General features: G+C 70.5%; 17 protein-coding genes. 5 read left to right on the top strand and 12 right to left on the bottom strand.

Annotation, left to right across the window (positions count from 1 at the left end; genetic code table 11):
- Positions 1-82: 82 nt before the first annotated feature.
- The 9 genes from QBL25_RS41670 to QBL25_RS41630 form a co-directional block, all read right to left on the bottom strand.
- Positions 83-1012 carry a LysR substrate-binding domain-containing protein gene (locus tag QBL25_RS41670; protein ID WP_409062183.1) on the bottom strand — a complete coding sequence of 310 codons (930 nt, stop codon included), beginning with the start codon at positions 1010-1012 and terminating at the stop codon, positions 83-85.
- A gap of 43 nt (positions 1013-1055) precedes the next feature.
- Positions 1056-2435, bottom strand: coding sequence for an MFS transporter (locus QBL25_RS41665; protein WP_409062182.1), 1380 nt, complete (start codon positions 2433-2435; stop codon positions 1056-1058).
- A gap of 76 nt (positions 2436-2511) precedes the next feature.
- Complete coding sequence (locus tag QBL25_RS41660; protein ID WP_409062181.1) at positions 2512-2886, bottom strand: hypothetical protein; 375 nt, start codon at positions 2884-2886, stop codon at positions 2512-2514.
- 234 nt (positions 2887-3120) lie between these two features.
- Complete coding sequence (locus QBL25_RS41655; RefSeq protein WP_409062180.1) at positions 3121-4269, bottom strand: M20 family metallopeptidase; 1149 nt, start codon at positions 4267-4269, stop codon at positions 3121-3123.
- A complete protein-coding gene (locus QBL25_RS41650; protein WP_409062179.1) occupies positions 4269-4943 on the bottom strand; it encodes a DUF1028 domain-containing protein in 675 nt (224 codons plus the stop codon). The genes QBL25_RS41655 and QBL25_RS41650 overlap by 1 nt, the downstream gene beginning before the upstream one ends.
- Positions 4940-5410: a RidA family protein gene (locus QBL25_RS41645; RefSeq protein WP_409062178.1), complete on the bottom strand. Its 471-nt coding sequence runs from the start codon at positions 5408-5410 to the stop codon at positions 4940-4942. The genes QBL25_RS41650 and QBL25_RS41645 overlap by 4 nt, the downstream gene beginning before the upstream one ends.
- A gap of 10 nt (positions 5411-5420) precedes the next feature.
- Positions 5421-6707, bottom strand: coding sequence for a flavin-containing monooxygenase (locus tag QBL25_RS41640; RefSeq protein WP_409062177.1), 1287 nt, complete (start codon positions 6705-6707; stop codon positions 5421-5423).
- A 369-nt stretch (positions 6708-7076) separates the two neighbouring features.
- Complete coding sequence (locus QBL25_RS41635) at positions 7077-7415, bottom strand: hypothetical protein (protein ID WP_409062176.1); 339 nt, start codon at positions 7413-7415, stop codon at positions 7077-7079.
- 90 nt (positions 7416-7505) lie between these two features.
- Positions 7506-8408, bottom strand: a complete 903-nt coding sequence (locus tag QBL25_RS41630; RefSeq protein ID WP_409062175.1) for an RNA polymerase sigma-70 factor — start codon at positions 8406-8408, stop codon at positions 7506-7508.
- 450 nt (positions 8409-8858) lie between these two features.
- Here QBL25_RS41630 and QBL25_RS41625 point away from each other — a divergent pair, with 450 nt between their 5' ends.
- Positions 8859-9248 carry a hypothetical protein gene (locus tag QBL25_RS41625; RefSeq protein WP_409062174.1) on the top strand — a complete coding sequence of 130 codons (390 nt, stop codon included), beginning with the start codon at positions 8859-8861 and terminating at the stop codon, positions 9246-9248.
- Between the two features lie 216 nt (positions 9249-9464).
- On the opposite strand, the gene QBL25_RS41620 is transcribed toward QBL25_RS41625, so the two are convergent.
- Positions 9465-10520, bottom strand: coding sequence for a YihY/virulence factor BrkB family protein (locus tag QBL25_RS41620; RefSeq protein WP_409062173.1), 1056 nt, complete (start codon positions 10518-10520; stop codon positions 9465-9467).
- Between the two features lie 254 nt (positions 10521-10774).
- Between QBL25_RS41620 and gvpO the strand changes: the two genes are divergently transcribed.
- The 3 genes from gvpO (at position 10775) to QBL25_RS41605 (ending at position 12181) form a co-directional block, all read left to right on the top strand.
- Entirely contained in the window at positions 10775-10915 is a 141-nt protein-coding gene (gene gvpO / locus QBL25_RS41615; RefSeq protein WP_409062172.1) for a gas vesicle protein GvpO, read from the top strand.
- Positions 10916-11024: 109 nt separating this feature from the next.
- A complete protein-coding gene (locus QBL25_RS41610) occupies positions 11025-11441 on the top strand; it encodes a gas vesicle structural protein GvpA (protein WP_409062171.1) in 417 nt (138 codons plus the stop codon).
- On the top strand, positions 11438-12181 hold the full coding sequence (locus tag QBL25_RS41605) for a GvpL/GvpF family gas vesicle protein (protein ID WP_409062170.1): 744 nt from the start codon (positions 11438-11440) through the stop codon (positions 12179-12181). Before QBL25_RS41610 ends, QBL25_RS41605 begins: the two co-directional genes overlap by 4 nt.
- Positions 12182-12285: 104 nt before the next feature.
- Here QBL25_RS41605 and QBL25_RS41600 read toward each other — a convergent pair whose 3' ends face one another.
- Together QBL25_RS41600 and QBL25_RS41595 are read right to left on the bottom strand one after the other, a co-directional pair.
- On the bottom strand, positions 12286-12963 hold the full coding sequence (locus QBL25_RS41600) for a response regulator (protein WP_409062169.1): 678 nt from the start codon (positions 12961-12963) through the stop codon (positions 12286-12288).
- Positions 12964-14145, bottom strand: coding sequence for a sensor histidine kinase (locus tag QBL25_RS41595; protein ID WP_409062168.1), 1182 nt, complete (start codon positions 14143-14145; stop codon positions 12964-12966). It lies immediately after the preceding gene.
- Between the two features lie 279 nt (positions 14146-14424).
- Here QBL25_RS41595 and QBL25_RS41590 point away from each other — a divergent pair, with 279 nt between their 5' ends.
- On the top strand, positions 14425-15918 hold the full coding sequence (locus QBL25_RS41590) for an alpha/beta hydrolase (RefSeq protein ID WP_409062167.1): 1494 nt from the start codon (positions 14425-14427) through the stop codon (positions 15916-15918).
- Positions 15919-15920 lie beyond the last annotated feature (2 nt).

Below are 15920 nucleotides of genomic sequence, written 5' to 3'. Positions count from 1 at the left end.
GCGTCCCCTACGGTCGCCCGTACCGGCCAGCGAATTCGCGCGGCCCGGCGCAGCGGGCGTCAGCGGCTGTTCCGGCTCTGCTTCACGCCGGTGGGCTGCGCCTGGTGGCGATGTCGCGCAGCAGGTCCATGACGGCCCGGGCGCGAGGGGTCGAGGCCACGCCCCGCACCGTGGCCAGTTTCAGTTCCAGCGGGGTGCGCCCGTCCCGCAGTTCCAGCTCCACGACCTGGCCGCCGCCGTAGGTCTGTCCGGTGGCCGGGCGCTGGTTGAGCACGGAGTAGCCAAGTCCGTTGGCGACCATGGAGCGGACGGTCTCATAGCTCTGGGTGCGATACCGCACGTCGGGGGCGGTACCGCTGTCCGCCACGAGCGCGCGGAAGTAGTCGCGTGTGTAGGGCAGGTCGAGCAGGACCAGGGGCTCGGCGGTCAGTTCGGCGAGATCCACCGTGCCCCGTCCGGCCAGCGGATGGTCGGCGGAGACGATGGCGTAGGCCGGGAAGCGGGCGATCGTCTCCCCGTGGGTGGCCAGATCCGCGGACAGGCCGAGATCGTAGGTCAGGGCGAAGTCGATGCGCCCCGCGTGCAGGGCTTGGAGCAGTTGCTCGGCCTCCGCCTCCACCACGTCGATCTCGATGCCCGGGTAGCGGCCGGTGCACTCGCTGAACAGGTCGGGCAGGTAGAACGGCGCCAGGGTGACGAAGCATCCGACGGTCACCGGTCCCGACAGCATGTCCCCGCTGCCGCGGGCCTCCCCCTCGACCTCGCGCGCCCGGGTCAGCAGCTCGCGCGCCTGGCGCTTCAGCCGCTCTCCCGCCGGCGTCAGGATCAGCCCTCGTCCGCGGCGGCGGATGAACAGCTGCACCCGCAGCTCGTGCTCCAGGTTGTGGATGGCGGTGGACACCGCGGACTGCGCGATGTTCAGCTCGGCCGACGCCACCGTCATGGACCCGCGCTCCGCCGCGACGAGGAAGTAGCGCAGCTGGGCGAGGGTGAAACCCACCGGTGACGTCATCTGTGATCCTCGTGCCGTGCGATCCGTGCCCTTCCCCCTGACCTTATGTGGCAGCACCCAGTGAGTGCTCCGTCGCCGGGTCGGACGCCTTGTCGGGCACGTCCTCGGGACGCAGCAGGGACGAGCCGACGGTTTCCTGGAGGGACAGGGCGGCGACGAGCCCGACGGCGGCGAACACCATCAGGTAGAAGCCGGGCAGCAGGGTGCTGCCGGTCGCGGAGATGAGCACGGTCATCACGTAGGGCACCGTGCCGGCGAAGAGGGCGGCGGTGATGTTGTAGGTGATGGACAGGCCGCTCTGGCGGGTGCGGGTGGGGAAGATTTCCGCCGACCAGACCGCGTAGGTGCCGAGGATCGCCGCCAGGACCGCGCCGAGCAGCAGACCTGCGATCCACGTCCCGGCGAGCCCGGTCCGCATGAGCAGGAAGGCGGGCGCCGAGCCGACCAGAAGGGCCGCCGTCGCCCCGACGAAGAGCGGCTTGCGTCCCACGCGGTCGGACAGATGGCCGAACACCGGGACGAGCACCAGGCCCAGCAGCGAGATCACGGTGGTCAGCAGGGCGGCGCTGTCGGCGGACTGTCCCAGTGCGTCGGTCTGGTAGGTGACCAGGTAGGTCAAGACGGTGTAGAAGGGCACGTGCATGGCGGTCATCAGGCCCGCCGCCTGGAGCAGCCGGCGCTTTTCCGAGCGGAGCAGTTCCCGTACGGGGCTGCGGGGTACGGCGTCGTTGGCTTCGAGTGACCGGTATTCGGGGGTGTCCTCGATCTTGTTGCGGATGATGAAGCCGATGACGCCCAGCGGGGCGGCGATGAGGAAGGGGATGCGCCAGCCCCAGGAGGTCAGCTGGTCGTCGTCGAGCCCCGCCGACAGCAGCAGGAAGACGAACGAACCGGCGAGGAAGCCCAGCAAGGAGCCGACCTCCAGCCAGCTGACGCCGAATCCGCGGCGGCGGCGCGGGGCGCTCTCCGCCAGGAAACTGGCCGCGCTGCCGAACTCGCCGCCCGCGGCGAAGCCTTGGACCAGGCGCAGTACCAGCAGGAGCACGGGAGCGGCGATGCCGATGGTCTCGTAGCCCGGCAGCAGGCCGATCGCCAAGGTCGCACCCGACATCATGAAGATGACCAGCGACAGGGTTCGTTTGCGGCCGATCCGGTCGCCGAGCGGTCCGAAGACCATGGCCCCGATCGGCCGGATTCCGAACGACACGGCGAACACGCCGAAGACGGCGAGCAGTCCGGTGGTGCTGTCGTCGGAGGGGAAGAACACGGTCGCGACGGTGCCGGCGAGATAGGCGTAGGCAGCCCAGTCGAACCAGTGCACGAACACGCCGATGGCGCCCGCGGCGACGCTGGTGCGCAGTGCGACCACGTCGGTGGCCACCTCGACCTCGGGCGTCGTGGCGCCGGTGTTGTGGGTGGGCATACGCGGGCCTCCTGGAGGATGGGGAGATAAGGCCGGGGCTTTGTGGTGCGGCAGGTGAGCGGTCGGGCGTCTGCCGTCAGCGGGCGGTCAGGACGGCTGGGCCAGTCAGGACGGTCGGGCCGGTCGGTTCGCTCAGTGCCGCCTCGGTGAGCAGGCCGCCCTCGCGGATCTCGGTGCGGGCGTCGGCGATCGCCGTCGCGAGCGTGCCCTCCTGCGCGCCCGCCTCCGAGTTCGCGCGGGCCGCTGCGCCTTTCATTGCCGCCGGTGCACGGATCAGGTGGGCGCGGGAGGCGGCGGTCTCCCCGGTGCGGGGGAAGTCGGCCACCGCTCGTGCGGTGTGCGCCCCGTCGTAGGCGGCCACCGGCACGTCGAGGCCGCCCAGCACGTCGTGCTCGGTCCGGACCTTGTCGCGCGCCGGATCGCTGGGCGCAGTGACAGGAGTCAGGGACATGGGTGTCCTCCGGTTCGTCGGGGAGCGAGGGGCGGCCGCACGGCCGGGACGGGTACGGGTACGGGTACGGGTACGGCGACGGGAAGAGGGGGCACCGCTTCGGCGCCGGAACGGCCTTCCCTCAGGTGCGGTGCAGGTCAGCTGGGCGGCCCGCCCCGGCGCGCCGGTGCCGCCCTGGCCGGTGGCCGGGCCGATGGCACGCGCCCCGTCGCGCCCGGAGCGACCCTCGCGCCGTCATGCCGGTCCTCCCCCGCCCGGCGCGGCCCGGTCGATGCCGGTCCAGGCCAAGGCGATGGCCCCGTCCAGCAGGGCGCGCTGTGCCGCATCGCCCACGCAGAACGCGGCGAACTCGTGCTGGTGATTGGTGGCGGGCAGCGAACCGATCCCGATGTAGGGGTGGATGGCCGGAACCACCTGGGAGACGTTGCCCATGTCGGTGGAGGCGCGGTTCATCCGGGCGGCCTGTCCGGGCGGCGCGAACTCGCGGCCCAGCGCGAGAGCGTGGTGGCGGTAGTGGCCCAGGGCCGTCTCGTCGGTGCGGAACTCCGCGTACGGCCTGCTTTCGGGCTCGATCGCCAGCGTGGCTCCGGTCGCCAGGGCTCCGGCCTCGAAGGCCCTCATGACGCGGGGTTCGAGTGCGGCCAGTTCGGCCAGGGTTTCGGCCCGTACGTACCAACGGCCGTCGGCCCGATCGGGGATCGCGTTCGGGGCGCTGCCGGCATGGGTCACCACCCCGTGCACCCGGGCCGAGGCCGGCAAGTGCTGGCGGAGCAGGCCGATGGCGACCTGGGCCACGGTGAAGGCGTCGGCCGCGTTGATCCCGGCTTCCGGGTAGGCGGCCGCGTGCGCGGACTTGCCCGTGTAGGAGATCTTGGAGTGGCTGACCGCGAAGGGGCGGGCCTCGGCGACGTCGACCGGCGCCGGGTGAACCATCATGGCCAGGTCCACGCCGGCGAACGCCCCACGGTCCAGCATCTCGATCTTGCCGCCGCCGCCCTCTTCGGCGGGTGTGCCGTAGACCTCGACGGTCAGGCCCGCCTCGTCGGCGACGGCGGCCAGGCCGAGCGCGGCGCCGACGGACGTGGCCGCGATGAGGTTGTGCCCGCAGGCGTGGCCCAGGCCGGGCAGCGCGTCGTATTCGGCGCACAGCGCGATCCGGGTGGGGCCGCTGCCGAACGTCGCCAAGAACGCCGTGTCCAGGCCCAGATGGGACGCGGTGACGTCGAAGCCGGCGCGGTCCAGGAGTTCGGGCACGGCGGCCGCGGCGCGGTGTTCTTCCCAGGCGGTCTCCGGATCGGCGTGCAGGCGCTCGGAGAGGCCGATCAGCTCGTCGGCGTGCCGGTCGATCGCACGGCGGGCGGCCTCGTGCGGCGTGGTGCCCATCACCGGTCACCCGGGACGCCGTACGAGGGCGCGCCCGCGGGGTCCAGTCCGCGCCGTACGTAGTCGTCGCGCTGCGGCAGCCAGACGTCGAGCAGATCCGCGAGCCGCTCGATGGGTTCATCGGCCCAGTCCACGCGCAGGTCGGTCACCCGCCAGTCCACGTCCGCGACCACGGCCAGGCCCGCGGAGTGCACCGGGCCCGCCTCGCCGCCCGCCCGCACCGCCGCGCGCATCGCGGCGATCAGACGCTCCTCCAGCTCGCCGGTGGCCGCCGCATACGCCTCCAGCAGCACCTGGGGGATGTGCTCGCCGGCGAGCATGTTGCCCGCCGCGACCGCGCCGTCCGCGGTGGCCGACGCATGCGTGCCCAGCGTCCCCGAGCCGCTGTAGGCGAAGCCGGGGCCGGAGCGGCCCAGCACCGTCAGCTGCCGGTGGTCGATGGTCGACGCGTTGCGTGCCGCACCGGTGACCTCCGTCAGTGCGCGCCGCGCGTCACCGTGCTGTGCGAGTGCGGCGAGCAAGCTCGTGCCGAGCGTGGGGTCGGTGACGTTTTGTGAGGCCGCGGCGCCGATGCCGGGCCGCAGATGGACCACACGGGCCGCGACCGCCGGGCTGGACGAGCTGACCGCGATGCCGAACCGCTCGCCGTCGCGCACCACCAGGGAGAACGTCATGCCTGCTCCTCCTTGGGTATCACCGCGATCGCGTCGATCTCGCACAGCCACTCCGGGCGGGCCAGGGCGGACACCACGAGGCCGGTGGAGATGGGGTGCACGCCCGTGGTCCAGCGGCCCACCGTGCGGTACACCGCCTCGCGGTAGCGCGGGTCGATCAGGTAGATCGTCAGCTTGACCAGGTGCTCCAGGCGGCTGCCCGCTTCTTCGAGCAGCATCTTGATGTTGGCCATCGCCTGCTCGGCCTGGGCCTCGGCGTCGCCGACACCGACCGACTCGCTGGTGTCGAGGTCTTGGCCGATCTGGCCGCGGACGTAGACGGTGCCGTTGGCCACGACGGCCTGGCACAGGTCGTTGGAGAGGTTCTGCTCGGGATAGGTGTCGCGGGTGTTGAACGGGCGGATCCGGGTGTGCCCGCCGGCGACGATCGGGGGGTTGGCCTTGCGGCCCTGGTGTGGGGACGTCATCGCTTGCTCCTCAGTTTCCCTGCGTCGTCCGGGCGGTGCCGATGCCATCCGCGCGGTCGTAGGCGAGGTAGCCCCGCCGGGTGGTGATGTGGTCGGCGATGTACCGGGCGTCGTGCCAGACGCCCCAGATGAAGCTCGAGCCGCGGCGGGAGAGCCAGGGCAGGCCCACGAAGTACACGCCGGGCTCGTGCGACACGCCTCGCCGGTGCTGGGGTCGGCCCTTGTCGTCGAACGTGTCGGCCTCCAGCCAGCCGTAGTCGGCGGCGAAGCCCGTCGCCCAGACGATCGAGGTGACGCCGGCCGCGGCCAGGTCGAGTTCGAGCCGGGGGTCGGTCACGCATCGCGGGTCCGGGCCAAGGACGTGGGCCTGCGGCTCTTCGGGGAGGTCGAGTCCGTTGCGTTCGACGTACTCGTCCGCCGCCTGGAGGAGTTCGAGGTACTTGGCGTCGCCCTGCGCGATGTTGCCGGCCAGATCCGGAGCGAAGCGCAGTACACCGTCGTCGTAGGACCCGGTCATGCCGACGAGCTCGATGCCGTCGGCGGCCAGCGCACGAAAGTCCACGGTGTGGCCGCCGCGCGCACCACTGACCGCGATGGTGACGTGTTCGGCGCCCTGGGGAGGCGTCTGCGCGTCCCAGCGCCCGAGCACACCCAGCCACCAGCAGAAGTCCCGCTCGCGGTACTCGCGCGGCGGCCGGTCGTGCGGACCGACGGACAGAAAGACCTGGCGGCCGGCGCGACGCAGCTCGTCGGCGATCTGAACACCGGAGGAACCGGCCCCGACCACCAGGACCGCGCCGGGGGGCAGCTGCCCCGGGTTGCGGTAGCCGCTGGAGTGCAGCTGCACGGGAACGGCGCCATCGGGAACGATGGGCGGGATCACGGGCCGCTGGAAAGGCCCGGTCGCCGCGACGACGAAGCGCGCGTCGATGGAGCCTTCCGACGTCTCGACCCGAAAGCCGGGCCGATTGGCCTGCTTGCGCACCGACGTCACCTCGACGCCGCACCGGACCGGGGCGCCGATCTTCTCGGCGTACGCGGTGAAGTACTCCGCGACCTGCTCCTTCGGGACGAAGGCGTCGGCGTCGAGCCCCGAGAACTCGAGCCCCGGGAACCGGTCGTGCCAGGCGGGCCCATTGGCGACCAGGGAGTCCCACCGCTCCGAGCGCCAGCGCTCGGCTATCCGGTGCCGCTCCAGCACGACGTGCGGGACACCCTGGGCGCCCAGGTGCTCGCTCATGGCCACACCTGCCTGGCCCGCCCCGACGACGACTACTTCGGTCTCTTCACTGGGCACTTCAGCCTCCACTCATGCGGTGGTCCATCCCGGTGGCGCATCGATCCGGTGCCGCGCCGACCGTGCTACCGCATGAGAGATCCTGGAACGCCCCCTGAGTGCTGTCCAACAGATGTTTTAGTTGCAGCCCATCTGATTTTCAGATGCAGGGCGTCGCAGGCGGCCACCGGCGCCGGGAGATCGGCACGACGCAGGTTGGGGGCGGCAGGAAGCGGGAAAGCGGACGGGGAAGCATGGAACAACCTCCCCAGGTGGCACACGCTCCCCCGCCCGCTGCGCTGGTGTACCCCGCGGTCTGTGGTTCATGCGGGTTCATTCGGCGCGTGCGCGGTCTGTGGTTCATGCGGGTTCATTCGGCGCGTGCGCGGGCTATGTCCATGCGACGGCCACGACGGCTGCGGCCGCGGTGAACGACCCCACGGCGTAGAAGGCCCATGGCCGCTTGTTGCGCAGACCGGCCAGCGCGGCCCCGGCCACCAGGACGTCCAGAGCCAGCTTCACCCCCATCTTCGCGTCAACCACCGGCAGATCCAGGGCTGTTCGGGTCCAGATGAGTCCCGCACCGGTGACCAGCTGGACGACCGCGCTGCTGAGCATGTAGCCCCCGGCCACCGGGTCCTCGCCGCGCAATTGGAAGAAGACGCCGCCCAGGAGAGCGGCGAACCCGAACAAGTGGAAGACGAGGAACACATGCCGAAGGATCTCCATGCCAGTGATCTTTCTTGAGAGCAGCAACGAGTTGATGGTGCTGTGCGCAGGAGTCCGGTCACGCCCCGTCACCCGAACCGGCCCTGCCGTTCACCGCCGGGTGAGCGGGATCTCGGATCCGATGTGGGAGAGCTTCTCCGGGTTGCGGACGACGTAGAGGCCGGTGATGCGGTCGTCCTCATCGATGTGGGCCGCGACGATGCTGTCCAGCTCGCCGTTCAGGTAGATCACCAGGCCCGGGGCGCCGTTGACCACGATGGGGCCGAAGGTGATCGGGATCGGGCTCTTGGCCAGGCCGCCGACCATCAGCCGGGCCACCTTGCTCGCGCCGACGATCGGCCGTGGCGCGGCGTGCTTCACCCCGCCGCCGTCACTCAGGTACACGACCTCCGGCGCGAGCACGTCGAGCAGGCCTTGCAGGTCTTCGCCCTCCAGCGCCCGCAAGAACGACTCCAGGGCCGCCTGCCGCTGGCTCGGCGACACCACCGTCCGCGGGCGCCGGGCATCCACGTGCCGGCGGGCCCGGTGCGCGATCTGGCGGACACTCGCCTGGCTCTTGTCGACGGCCCGGGCGATCTCCTCGTAGCCGACGTCGAAGACCTCGCGCAGCACGAACACGGCCCGCTCGGTCGGCGACAACGTCTCCAGGACCAGCATCACCGCCATCGACACGCTCTCGGCGAGCTCGACGTCCTGGGCCACGTCCGGCGAGGTCAGCAGCGGCTCCGGCAGCCACGGGCCCACGTAGGACTCCTTGCGCCGCGCCATCGTGCGCAGCCGGTTGAGCGCCTGCCGGGTCGTGATGCGGACCAGGTACGCGCGCTGGTCGCGCACCTGCGCCAAGTCGACCTCGACCCAGCGCAGCCAGGTCTCCTGCAGAACGTCCTCGGCGTCCGCGGCCGAGCCGAGCATCTCGTACGCGACGGTGAACAGCAGATTGCGGCAGGCGACAAACGCCTCGGTCGCCCCCTCAACGGCACGGTCATCACTCATGACTTGATGATCTCCCCCGTGGCCGGCCCCCACCCAGGAAATCCGTTCGCCGACCGGCGCCTCGGCGCGCAGGGGGATGCACCGCGCTGCCAACGACCGGCAGCTCATCCGCAACGGGAGGCCCGAGGACGTCAGGCGATGGGCCGCCGAGACACCTGCGTGCCCGCCGCCGAGCACGACCACTTCGGTCATCCCCACCATGATGATGTCTCCCTCATTGCCAGCGGCCCGAGCGGCCCGAGCGGCCCGAGCGGCCCGGACTCCAGACACCGCCCGCACGACTCCTGTGACATCGTGTGATCCAGTTCACCTTGTGCGCGTCGGCGTCCGGACGGACTCCGGCCCCGGCGGAAGGGCTTCGCACCCCCTTGATGCCCTCGCGCGCCGCGCGCGTGACCGGAAATTCCGGCGGATCCGTTTGAGCGGCTCAGCCCTGGCCAAACGGGGTGCATGGCTGAAACCGCTAACAATGACCAGGCCACGCAGAGCAACAAGCTCAAGACCGCCGCCCGCTCCGGGGGCCGAGCCGCTGCGTCGAAGACGTCACGAGTGTCCGAAAAGGCCCAGTCCGCGGCCGCCAAGGCCCGCGAAGAGGGAACAGGCCACGTGGTGGCTCTCGCCTCGCGGGCCAAGGCCGGGGGCGAATTCCTGTCGACCGTTCCCGGGAAGTCCCTTCAGGCCGCGACAACGGCCTGGGGCTTCGTCAAGCATCGCAAGGCGATAGCCGCGGGCGCGGGCGGTGGAGTGCTCGCCGCATTGGCAGGAGCCTATGGACTGGGCAGGGCAAGTGTCCTGCGCAGCCAGGGGCCGATCACGCGGGCGACCCGCGGCCGTTTCTGATTTCCTGTCCGATCGCAGGGCCTTATATGAGTCGTACGCAGTAATCACAGGTGGGGGCCGACCGGGATGTTCCGGTCGGCCCCCACCTGTGTGCGGCGAAATTCATACGGCAATTCCAGCACCGAGCCGATCGACGTGCGGCTGCCCTGGTGCCTCTACTGCCTTATGGCCGCCCCCAGAGACCGGGGGCGGCCATCACGACACCTGCCGGGACCGCTAGGTCGCCTGGGCCTCATCGCGTTCGTCCCAGGCCTGCACGTCCCTCGGCTCGACGAAAGGCTCGGCGTCTTCGGGGTGCCCGGCGACCATGGCGCGCTGACGGGTCATCTCCGCGTCGAACTCCAGGCCCAGCAGCAGCGCGAGATTACTGAGCCACAACCAGACGAGGAAGATGATGACTCCGGCCATCGCTCCGTAGGTCTTGTTGTACGAGGCGAAACCGGAGACGTAGAAGGTGAAGCCCGCGGAACCCACCAGCCAGATGATCAGCGCGAGGAAGCCGCCCGGCGTCACCCACCGCCATCCTCGCCCCTTGACGTTGGGCGTCGCCCAGAACAGCAGGGCCATCATCAGCACCACCAGCAGCGCAAGGACCGGCCACTTCACCGCGGACCAGACCGTGAGCGCGCTGTCGCCGACGCCGATGATGCTTCCGGCCCGCTTGGCGATCCCGCCGGTGAACACCACGATGAGTGTGCTCATCATCGCCAGGCCCATCAGCGCAAGGGTGAGCCCTAGGCGCAGTGGCAGGACCTTCCACAGCGGACGGCCCTCCGGCACGTCGTAGATCTGGTTCGCGGTCCTCACGAAGGCACCGACGTATCCCGACGCCGACCAGACCGCCAGCACGATACCGATGACAGCCATGATCGAACCGGTTCCGGCATTGCCCTGCAGCTGGGCGACGGTCTTGGTGAGAATGTCGCGCGCGGGCCCCGGCGCAAGGGTCTCCAGATTGTCCAGAACCTTCTGCGTGGCGTTTTCCCCCACCACGCCCAGAAGCGCCACCAGGACCAACAGCGCGGGAAAGATCGACAGCACACCGTAGTAGGTCAACGCTGCCGCGCGATCGACCAGTTCGTCTTCCTGGAACTCGCGGAAGCTGCGCTTGAGCACCGCTCCCCAGGCCTGTTTGGGAAGATCCATGGGCGAGTCGGGCGCCCGCCGCTCGACGGCTCCTGACGGACCATAGGAAGCCGCATCCTTTTCCGCTTCCCCTTCGACTTCCCCGTCAGCCGTACCTGAGGCTTGCTCGCTCTTCTCGTTCACCATGCGTACCGCATGTCCTGGTTATGGGCCTGCACACCTCCATCACGACATCAAGAGCGTCCGCTCCCCCACTCTCCTCCCGGCAGGCTCGGTGCCTCTCGTGGGTGCCGAGTGATTCAAAAGGTTTGCCCAGGGATTCATGGGTACTTGGGGCGAGAGGAATTTATGACCAGCTCTTCTCAGTCATTGGGCACAGAGTCCGGTACCCGTACGAAAACAACCACCACAAGGCGCCGGAGCTCCGGCAGGTCGAGGTCTTGGAGCTCCTCCGAGTCCCCGACGCCATGAGTCTGCTCGCGAGCCACGAGGTCACTCTCGACGGCCAGGGGCCGCGCACCGATCGTCGGCGCTTCGGGCGCCGCGAGCGCGGCCGGTCCGAGGACCGCAGCTCCACGTGAGGCGCCCGGCAGCTGATGCCGTTGGCATCTCCCCTTCAGGGGCCGCACCGCAGGAGCGTGCGCCGGAGTCGCCCGAGTCATCGAGTACACAAGAAACGGAGAACTGCCCATGACGGTAGCCACGACACAGAGCGGCGGAAGCGGAGGTACCAGTGGCCTCTACGACGTTCTGGAGCTGATCCTTGACCGCGGACTGGTGATCGACGCGTTCGTACGCGTCTCCCTGGTCGGCATCGAAATCCTGAAGATCGACGTACGTATCGTCGTCGCCAGCGTGGACACGTACCTGCGCTTCGCCGAGGCCTGCAACCGTCTGGACCTGGAGACCGGCAGCAAGAAGCCGTCGGGCCTGACGGACATCATCGGCGACACCATGGAGTCGGGCGCCAAGGGCAAGAGCAAGGGCGCCCTGTCCGGGGCGGCGGAGACCATATCCGACGCCTTCAGCCAGGCCCGTGACGAGAGCAAGAGCCAGTCCCGGCCGCGCCAGCGCCGCACGACCAGCCGCAAGGAGGAGCAGGAGTGAGCACCTACGTCTACGGCATCGCGGACGCGGCCCACCCCGGGCTGCCCGTGGGGATGGACGGCATCGGAAGTCCCGCACTGGCCGTCCGCACGGTCACCGGCGGCGGGCTCGCCGCTCTGGTCAGCGACGCCCCCGAAAACCTCCGGCCCAAGCGCCGGGACCTGCTGGCCCATCAGAACGTCCTGTCCGAGGCCGGGAGCGGGGGCACGGTGCTGCCGATGCGTTTCAGCAGCGTCGCCTCGGACGACGACGCGGTCGCCTTCGCCCTCGAGGAGCGCAAGGACCACTACCACGAGCGCCTGGCGGCCCTGCACGACCGGGTCGAGTACAACGTCAAGGTCCAGCACGACGAAGACGCGGTGCTGCGCACGGTCATGGAGGAGAACCCCGACGCGCGCGCCATGTGGGAGAGCAACCGCGCCGCCGGCGGGGGCAGCCACGAGGACAAGCTGCGGCTGGGCGAGATGGTCGCCATGGCCGTCCAGCACCGCGAGGCCCGCGACGCGGTGGTGGTGCGCACCTCGCTGGAGCCGCACGCGGATGCGATCAGCGAAGGGCCCGACAGCACCGGCTGGATCGCCAACCTCTCCTTCCTGGTGGGCCGCTCCTCGTACCAGCGGCTCATCGACGCCGTCGACGAGCTCCGGCAGGCCCATCCCCACCTCGTCTGTCAGGTCAACGGCCCCCTGCCGCCCTACAGCTTCGTGGAACCGCAGACCCCGCAGCCCGTCGCGGGTTAGGGACCGCGAGCAGCACTGACGGCAGCACGCGGCCAAGAACGGCGGACCTTCCGGGTCCGCCGTTCGCCTGTTCCATGGGCGGCGGTTTCGCGCGGCGTGCGCGGTCAGTCTTCCGCGTCACGGACCACAAGTGCGATCTGCACCCGGTTGTCGACCCGCAGCTTGGCGAAGAGGTTGCTGGTGTGTGCCTTGACGGTGGCGACGCTGATGCGCAACAGCCGGGCGATCTCGGGGTTGCCCAGTCCGGCCGCGATGGCCCGCGCGGTTTCCAGTTCCCGCTCGGTCAGTGCGGACAGCTGTCTCCGGGCGGCTTCGCGCGACGAACTGCGGGCGTGGGCGGACTGCGGACCGGTGGCCGCGGCGATCACCCGTGCCGTGGCCGCCGGCGACAGCACGGATTTGCCGTCCGCGACGGTCCGCACCGCGTCGAGGATCTGCGGTGGCTGGGTGTCCTTGAGGACGAACCCGAGCGCTCCGGCGCGCAGGGCGCCGAGCACCAGATCGTCGGAGTCGAAGGTGGTCAGCATGAGCACCCGCGGCGGCTCCGGCCGCGTGAGGAGTTCCCGGGTCGCGCTGAGTCCGTCCCGGCCGGGCATGCGGACGTCCATCAGGACGACGTCGGGCCGCTCCTCGTCCACCACGGTGATCGCGGCGTTCCCGTCGGCCGCCTCCGCGACGACGGTCAGATCCGGTTCGCCGTCGATGACGAGCCGCAAGGCCATGCGCACCAACTGTTCGTCGTCGACGATCACGACCCGCACCGGCTTGCGCTCGCTGTCCACTCAGGTTCTCTTTTCGTGCGTCGGGTGCAGCCAGGGCAGTCGCGCGGCCAGGAGATATCCGTGGTCGGGCGTGGGGCGGTGGTCGAGTTCTCCGCCGGCGAGGTCGACGCGTTCGGTGAGACCGAGCAGGCCGAACCCCGAGGCCGGTGGTGGTGTGCTCCGGGCGGTCGGCGCGGAGTTGTGGACACGAACGTCCAGTGTGCCGCCCGCGCCTGCCGCCAGGGTGATGTGTACGTGGGCGCCCGGGGCGTGTTTGGCGGCGTTGGTCAGCCCCTCCTGGACGATGCGGTAGCAGGTTCGTCCGACGGGGTCGGACGGCCTTTCCGACACGGTGGTGGTGTACGTGACGTCCAGCCCGGACGAGCGGGCGTCGGCCACCAGGTCGGGGATGCGGTCCAAGGAAGGCTGGGACACTTCCGGGCGTCCCGGGTCGGCGCGGAGCACGCCAAGCACATCGCGTAGTTCCTCCAGGGCCTGATGGGAACCGTCGGCGATGCCACGGACCAGGATCCGGCTTTCCTCGGCCGGGAGGTCGCCGCGGTGGTCAAGGACTCCGGCCTGCATGGCGACCAGGGAGATCCGGTGGGCGAGCACGTCGTGCATCTCGCGGGCGATCCGGTTGCGTTCCAGGGCCCGTGCCTGCGCCGCGCGTGCGGTCTGTTCCCGTTCCGCGGACTCCGCCCGGTCGCGCAAGGACCGCACTTCGGCCCGGCGCGCGCCGACGGCCATCCCCGTGGCCACCGCGATGCCCGCGGTGAGGATCGGGAACGCGAGCTGGAACCACGCCGATACGGACGGCTCCCGCACCGGGTAGAGCTCCACGGCGTACAGCGAGGCGATGACGTAGGCCAGCCCGACCGCCCCGATCTCCACCGGACGGCGACGGGTGGACAGCGAGGCCAGCGCCAGCATTCCGGCCCCGGACGCGAGCGCGGACATGGGCGAGGCGATCACGACCGCCGTGGCCACGGTGCGCGGGAACCGCCGTCGCCACAGCAGCGCCGTCAGGCATCCGAGCGCCACCAGCGGATCACCGACGAAGAACCAGGAGCCTCTTTCGACCTCCTGCCAGCGCAGCAGCACACCGACGGAGAGCCAGGTCGGAATGCCCACCGCCGCGGCTGCCGCCAGCCGCCAGGTCTGCTGCCACGCCCCGTGTCGTGGCGCGACGTCTGTATTCACCTGGCCATTGTCGCCAATGCGTGGGGCCGCTGAGTCAGACCGGGGACGGAGGCGCCCTTCGACCAAAGTCGCATCACCCCCGCGACCGAAGACGAAAGCGGTGCGAGCCGCGTGGCGGATGTGCCGAGGGCCCCGCCCGAGCAGACTCGTCGAAGCGGCCGGGACGGTGATCACGCCCTGTCCGCCCGGCAGTGAGCCGCCCCAGAACCCCTGCCGGCAGGCCCCTTCCGGCGCCGCCGTCGGCCCCCGTGCACCCCTCAGGCCTCAGGAGGAGTTCAGATGCACCGAACCTTGTCCCTCACGCTCGCGGTCACCGCGGTGGCAGTGACCGCGATTCCTGACATGTCGGCGGCGGCGACGCCGGAGTCCCTGCGGTGGGCCCCGTGCCGGGGCGAGGCCGCTTCGGAGAAGCCCCGGGGCGAGCCCACGGCGCAGAAGCCCGCGTTTCCCCCACTGGAGTGCTCGACGCTCAAGGTCCCGCTGGACTACCGGCGCCCCGACGGACGGCAGATCGAGATCGCGATCTCGCGGCTGGCGAGCAAGAAACCCGCCGAACGCCGTGGCGTGCTGCTGACCAATCCGGGCGGCCCGGGGGTCACGGGCCTGGGCTATCCGGCCGTTCTCGCCGCCTCCGGGCTGCCCCAGGAGGTGCTTGACTCCTACGACCTGATCGGCTTCGACCCGCGGGGCGTCGCCCGCAGCACGCCGGTGACCTGCGACCTGTCGCCGGAACAGCAGGCCCGCGGCAACATCCCGCCCTACGCGCACACCGCGGCCGACGTGGCGCGGGAGGCGGGCAACGCGCGGACCGTCGCCCAGCAGTGCGCCACCTCACGCACGGCCTGGATGCTGCCGCACACCACCACCGCCAACACCGCCCGCGACATGGACCGGATCCGGGCGGCCCTGGGCGAAGAGAAACTCTCGTACCTCGGTGCCTCCTACGGCAGCTACCTCGGTGCGGTGTACACCACTCTCTTCGCGCGGCGCAGCGACCGGATCGTGCTCGACAGCAACCTGGGGCCCGGCGGATACGACGTCACGGCCATGCGGCTGTTCGCGCGTGGACTGCAGGACCGCTTCCCCGACTTCGCGGCGTTCGCGGCCGCGCACCCCGAGTACGACCTGGGGACCACACCGGCGCAGGTGACCGCCAAGTTCTTCGATCTCGCCGAGCGGCTGGAGGCGAAACCGGTCCAGGGCTTCGACGCGACGGCGTTTCGCGGGGTCACCTTCGACCGTCTCTACAGCGACGCGGACATGCCCCTGGTGGCCAAGATCTGGCACGCGCTGGACACCGATCAGCCGCCGCCGAGCACTCCGCCGCTTCCGGACATGGAAAACTCCATGGCCGCTCGCTTCTCGGTGATCTGCGGCGATACGCGCTGGCCCAGGACCGTCCGGGAGTATCAGCGCAACGTCGCGGTCGACCGGCTGAAGTACCCGATGCTGGGCGGATCCACGGCCAGTGTCGGACCGTGCGCGTTCTGGCCGGACAAGCGGGCCGAGCCGCCGGTGCGCATCGGTGACCGCGGCCCGTCGAACGTGCTCATGGCACAGAACGAGCGCGATCCGGGCACACCGCTGGTCGGCGCTCAGGAGTTGCGGCGTGCGTTCGGGAAGCGGGCCGCGATGGTCAGCGCCGACCAGGGCGGACACGGCGTCTACCCCTTCGGCCCCAACACCTGCGCGAACGACACGGTGACCGCGTTCCTGACCACGGGGCAGCGCCCTGCGCGCGACCTGTCCTGCGCGGCGGAGCCCGCCAAGTAACC

The sequence above is a fragment of the Streptomyces sp. SYP-A7185 genome (genome assembly GCF_046103685.1).
Taxonomy (GTDB): Bacteria; Actinomycetota; Actinomycetes; order Streptomycetales; family Streptomycetaceae; genus Streptomyces.
This window is presented reverse-complemented; position numbering and strand designations above follow the sequence as displayed.

Excerpts from the sequence above, each read along its gene's own strand:
- QBL25_RS41670 (WP_409062183.1), bottom strand. The coding sequence starts at position 1,012 with ATGACGTCACCGGTGGGTTTCACCCTCGCCCAGCTGCGCTACTTCCTC.
- QBL25_RS41665 (WP_409062182.1), bottom strand. The coding sequence starts at position 2,435 with ATGCCCACCCACAACACCGGCGCCACGACGCCCGAGGTCGAGGTGGCC.
- QBL25_RS41660 (WP_409062181.1), bottom strand. The coding sequence starts at position 2,886 with ATGTCCCTGACTCCTGTCACTGCGCCCAGCGATCCGGCGCGCGACAAG.
- QBL25_RS41655 (WP_409062180.1), bottom strand. The coding sequence starts at position 4,269 with ATGGGCACCACGCCGCACGAGGCCGCCCGCCGTGCGATCGACCGGCAC.
- QBL25_RS41650 (WP_409062179.1), bottom strand. The coding sequence starts at position 4,943 with ATGACGTTCTCCCTGGTGGTGCGCGACGGCGAGCGGTTCGGCATCGCG.
- QBL25_RS41645 (WP_409062178.1), bottom strand. The coding sequence starts at position 5,410 with ATGACGTCCCCACACCAGGGCCGCAAGGCCAACCCCCCGATCGTCGCC.
- QBL25_RS41635 (WP_409062176.1), bottom strand. The coding sequence starts at position 7,415 with ATGGAGATCCTTCGGCATGTGTTCCTCGTCTTCCACTTGTTCGGGTTC.
- QBL25_RS41630 (WP_409062175.1), bottom strand. The coding sequence starts at position 8,408 with ATGAGTGATGACCGTGCCGTTGAGGGGGCGACCGAGGCGTTTGTCGCC.
- QBL25_RS41625 (WP_409062174.1), top strand. The coding sequence starts at position 8,859 with ATGGCTGAAACCGCTAACAATGACCAGGCCACGCAGAGCAACAAGCTC.
- QBL25_RS41620 (WP_409062173.1), bottom strand. The coding sequence starts at position 10,520 with ATGGTGAACGAGAAGAGCGAGCAAGCCTCAGGTACGGCTGACGGGGAA.
- QBL25_RS41610 (WP_409062171.1), top strand. The coding sequence starts at position 11,025 with ATGACGGTAGCCACGACACAGAGCGGCGGAAGCGGAGGTACCAGTGGC.
- QBL25_RS41590 (WP_409062167.1), top strand. The coding sequence starts at position 14,425 with ATGCACCGAACCTTGTCCCTCACGCTCGCGGTCACCGCGGTGGCAGTG.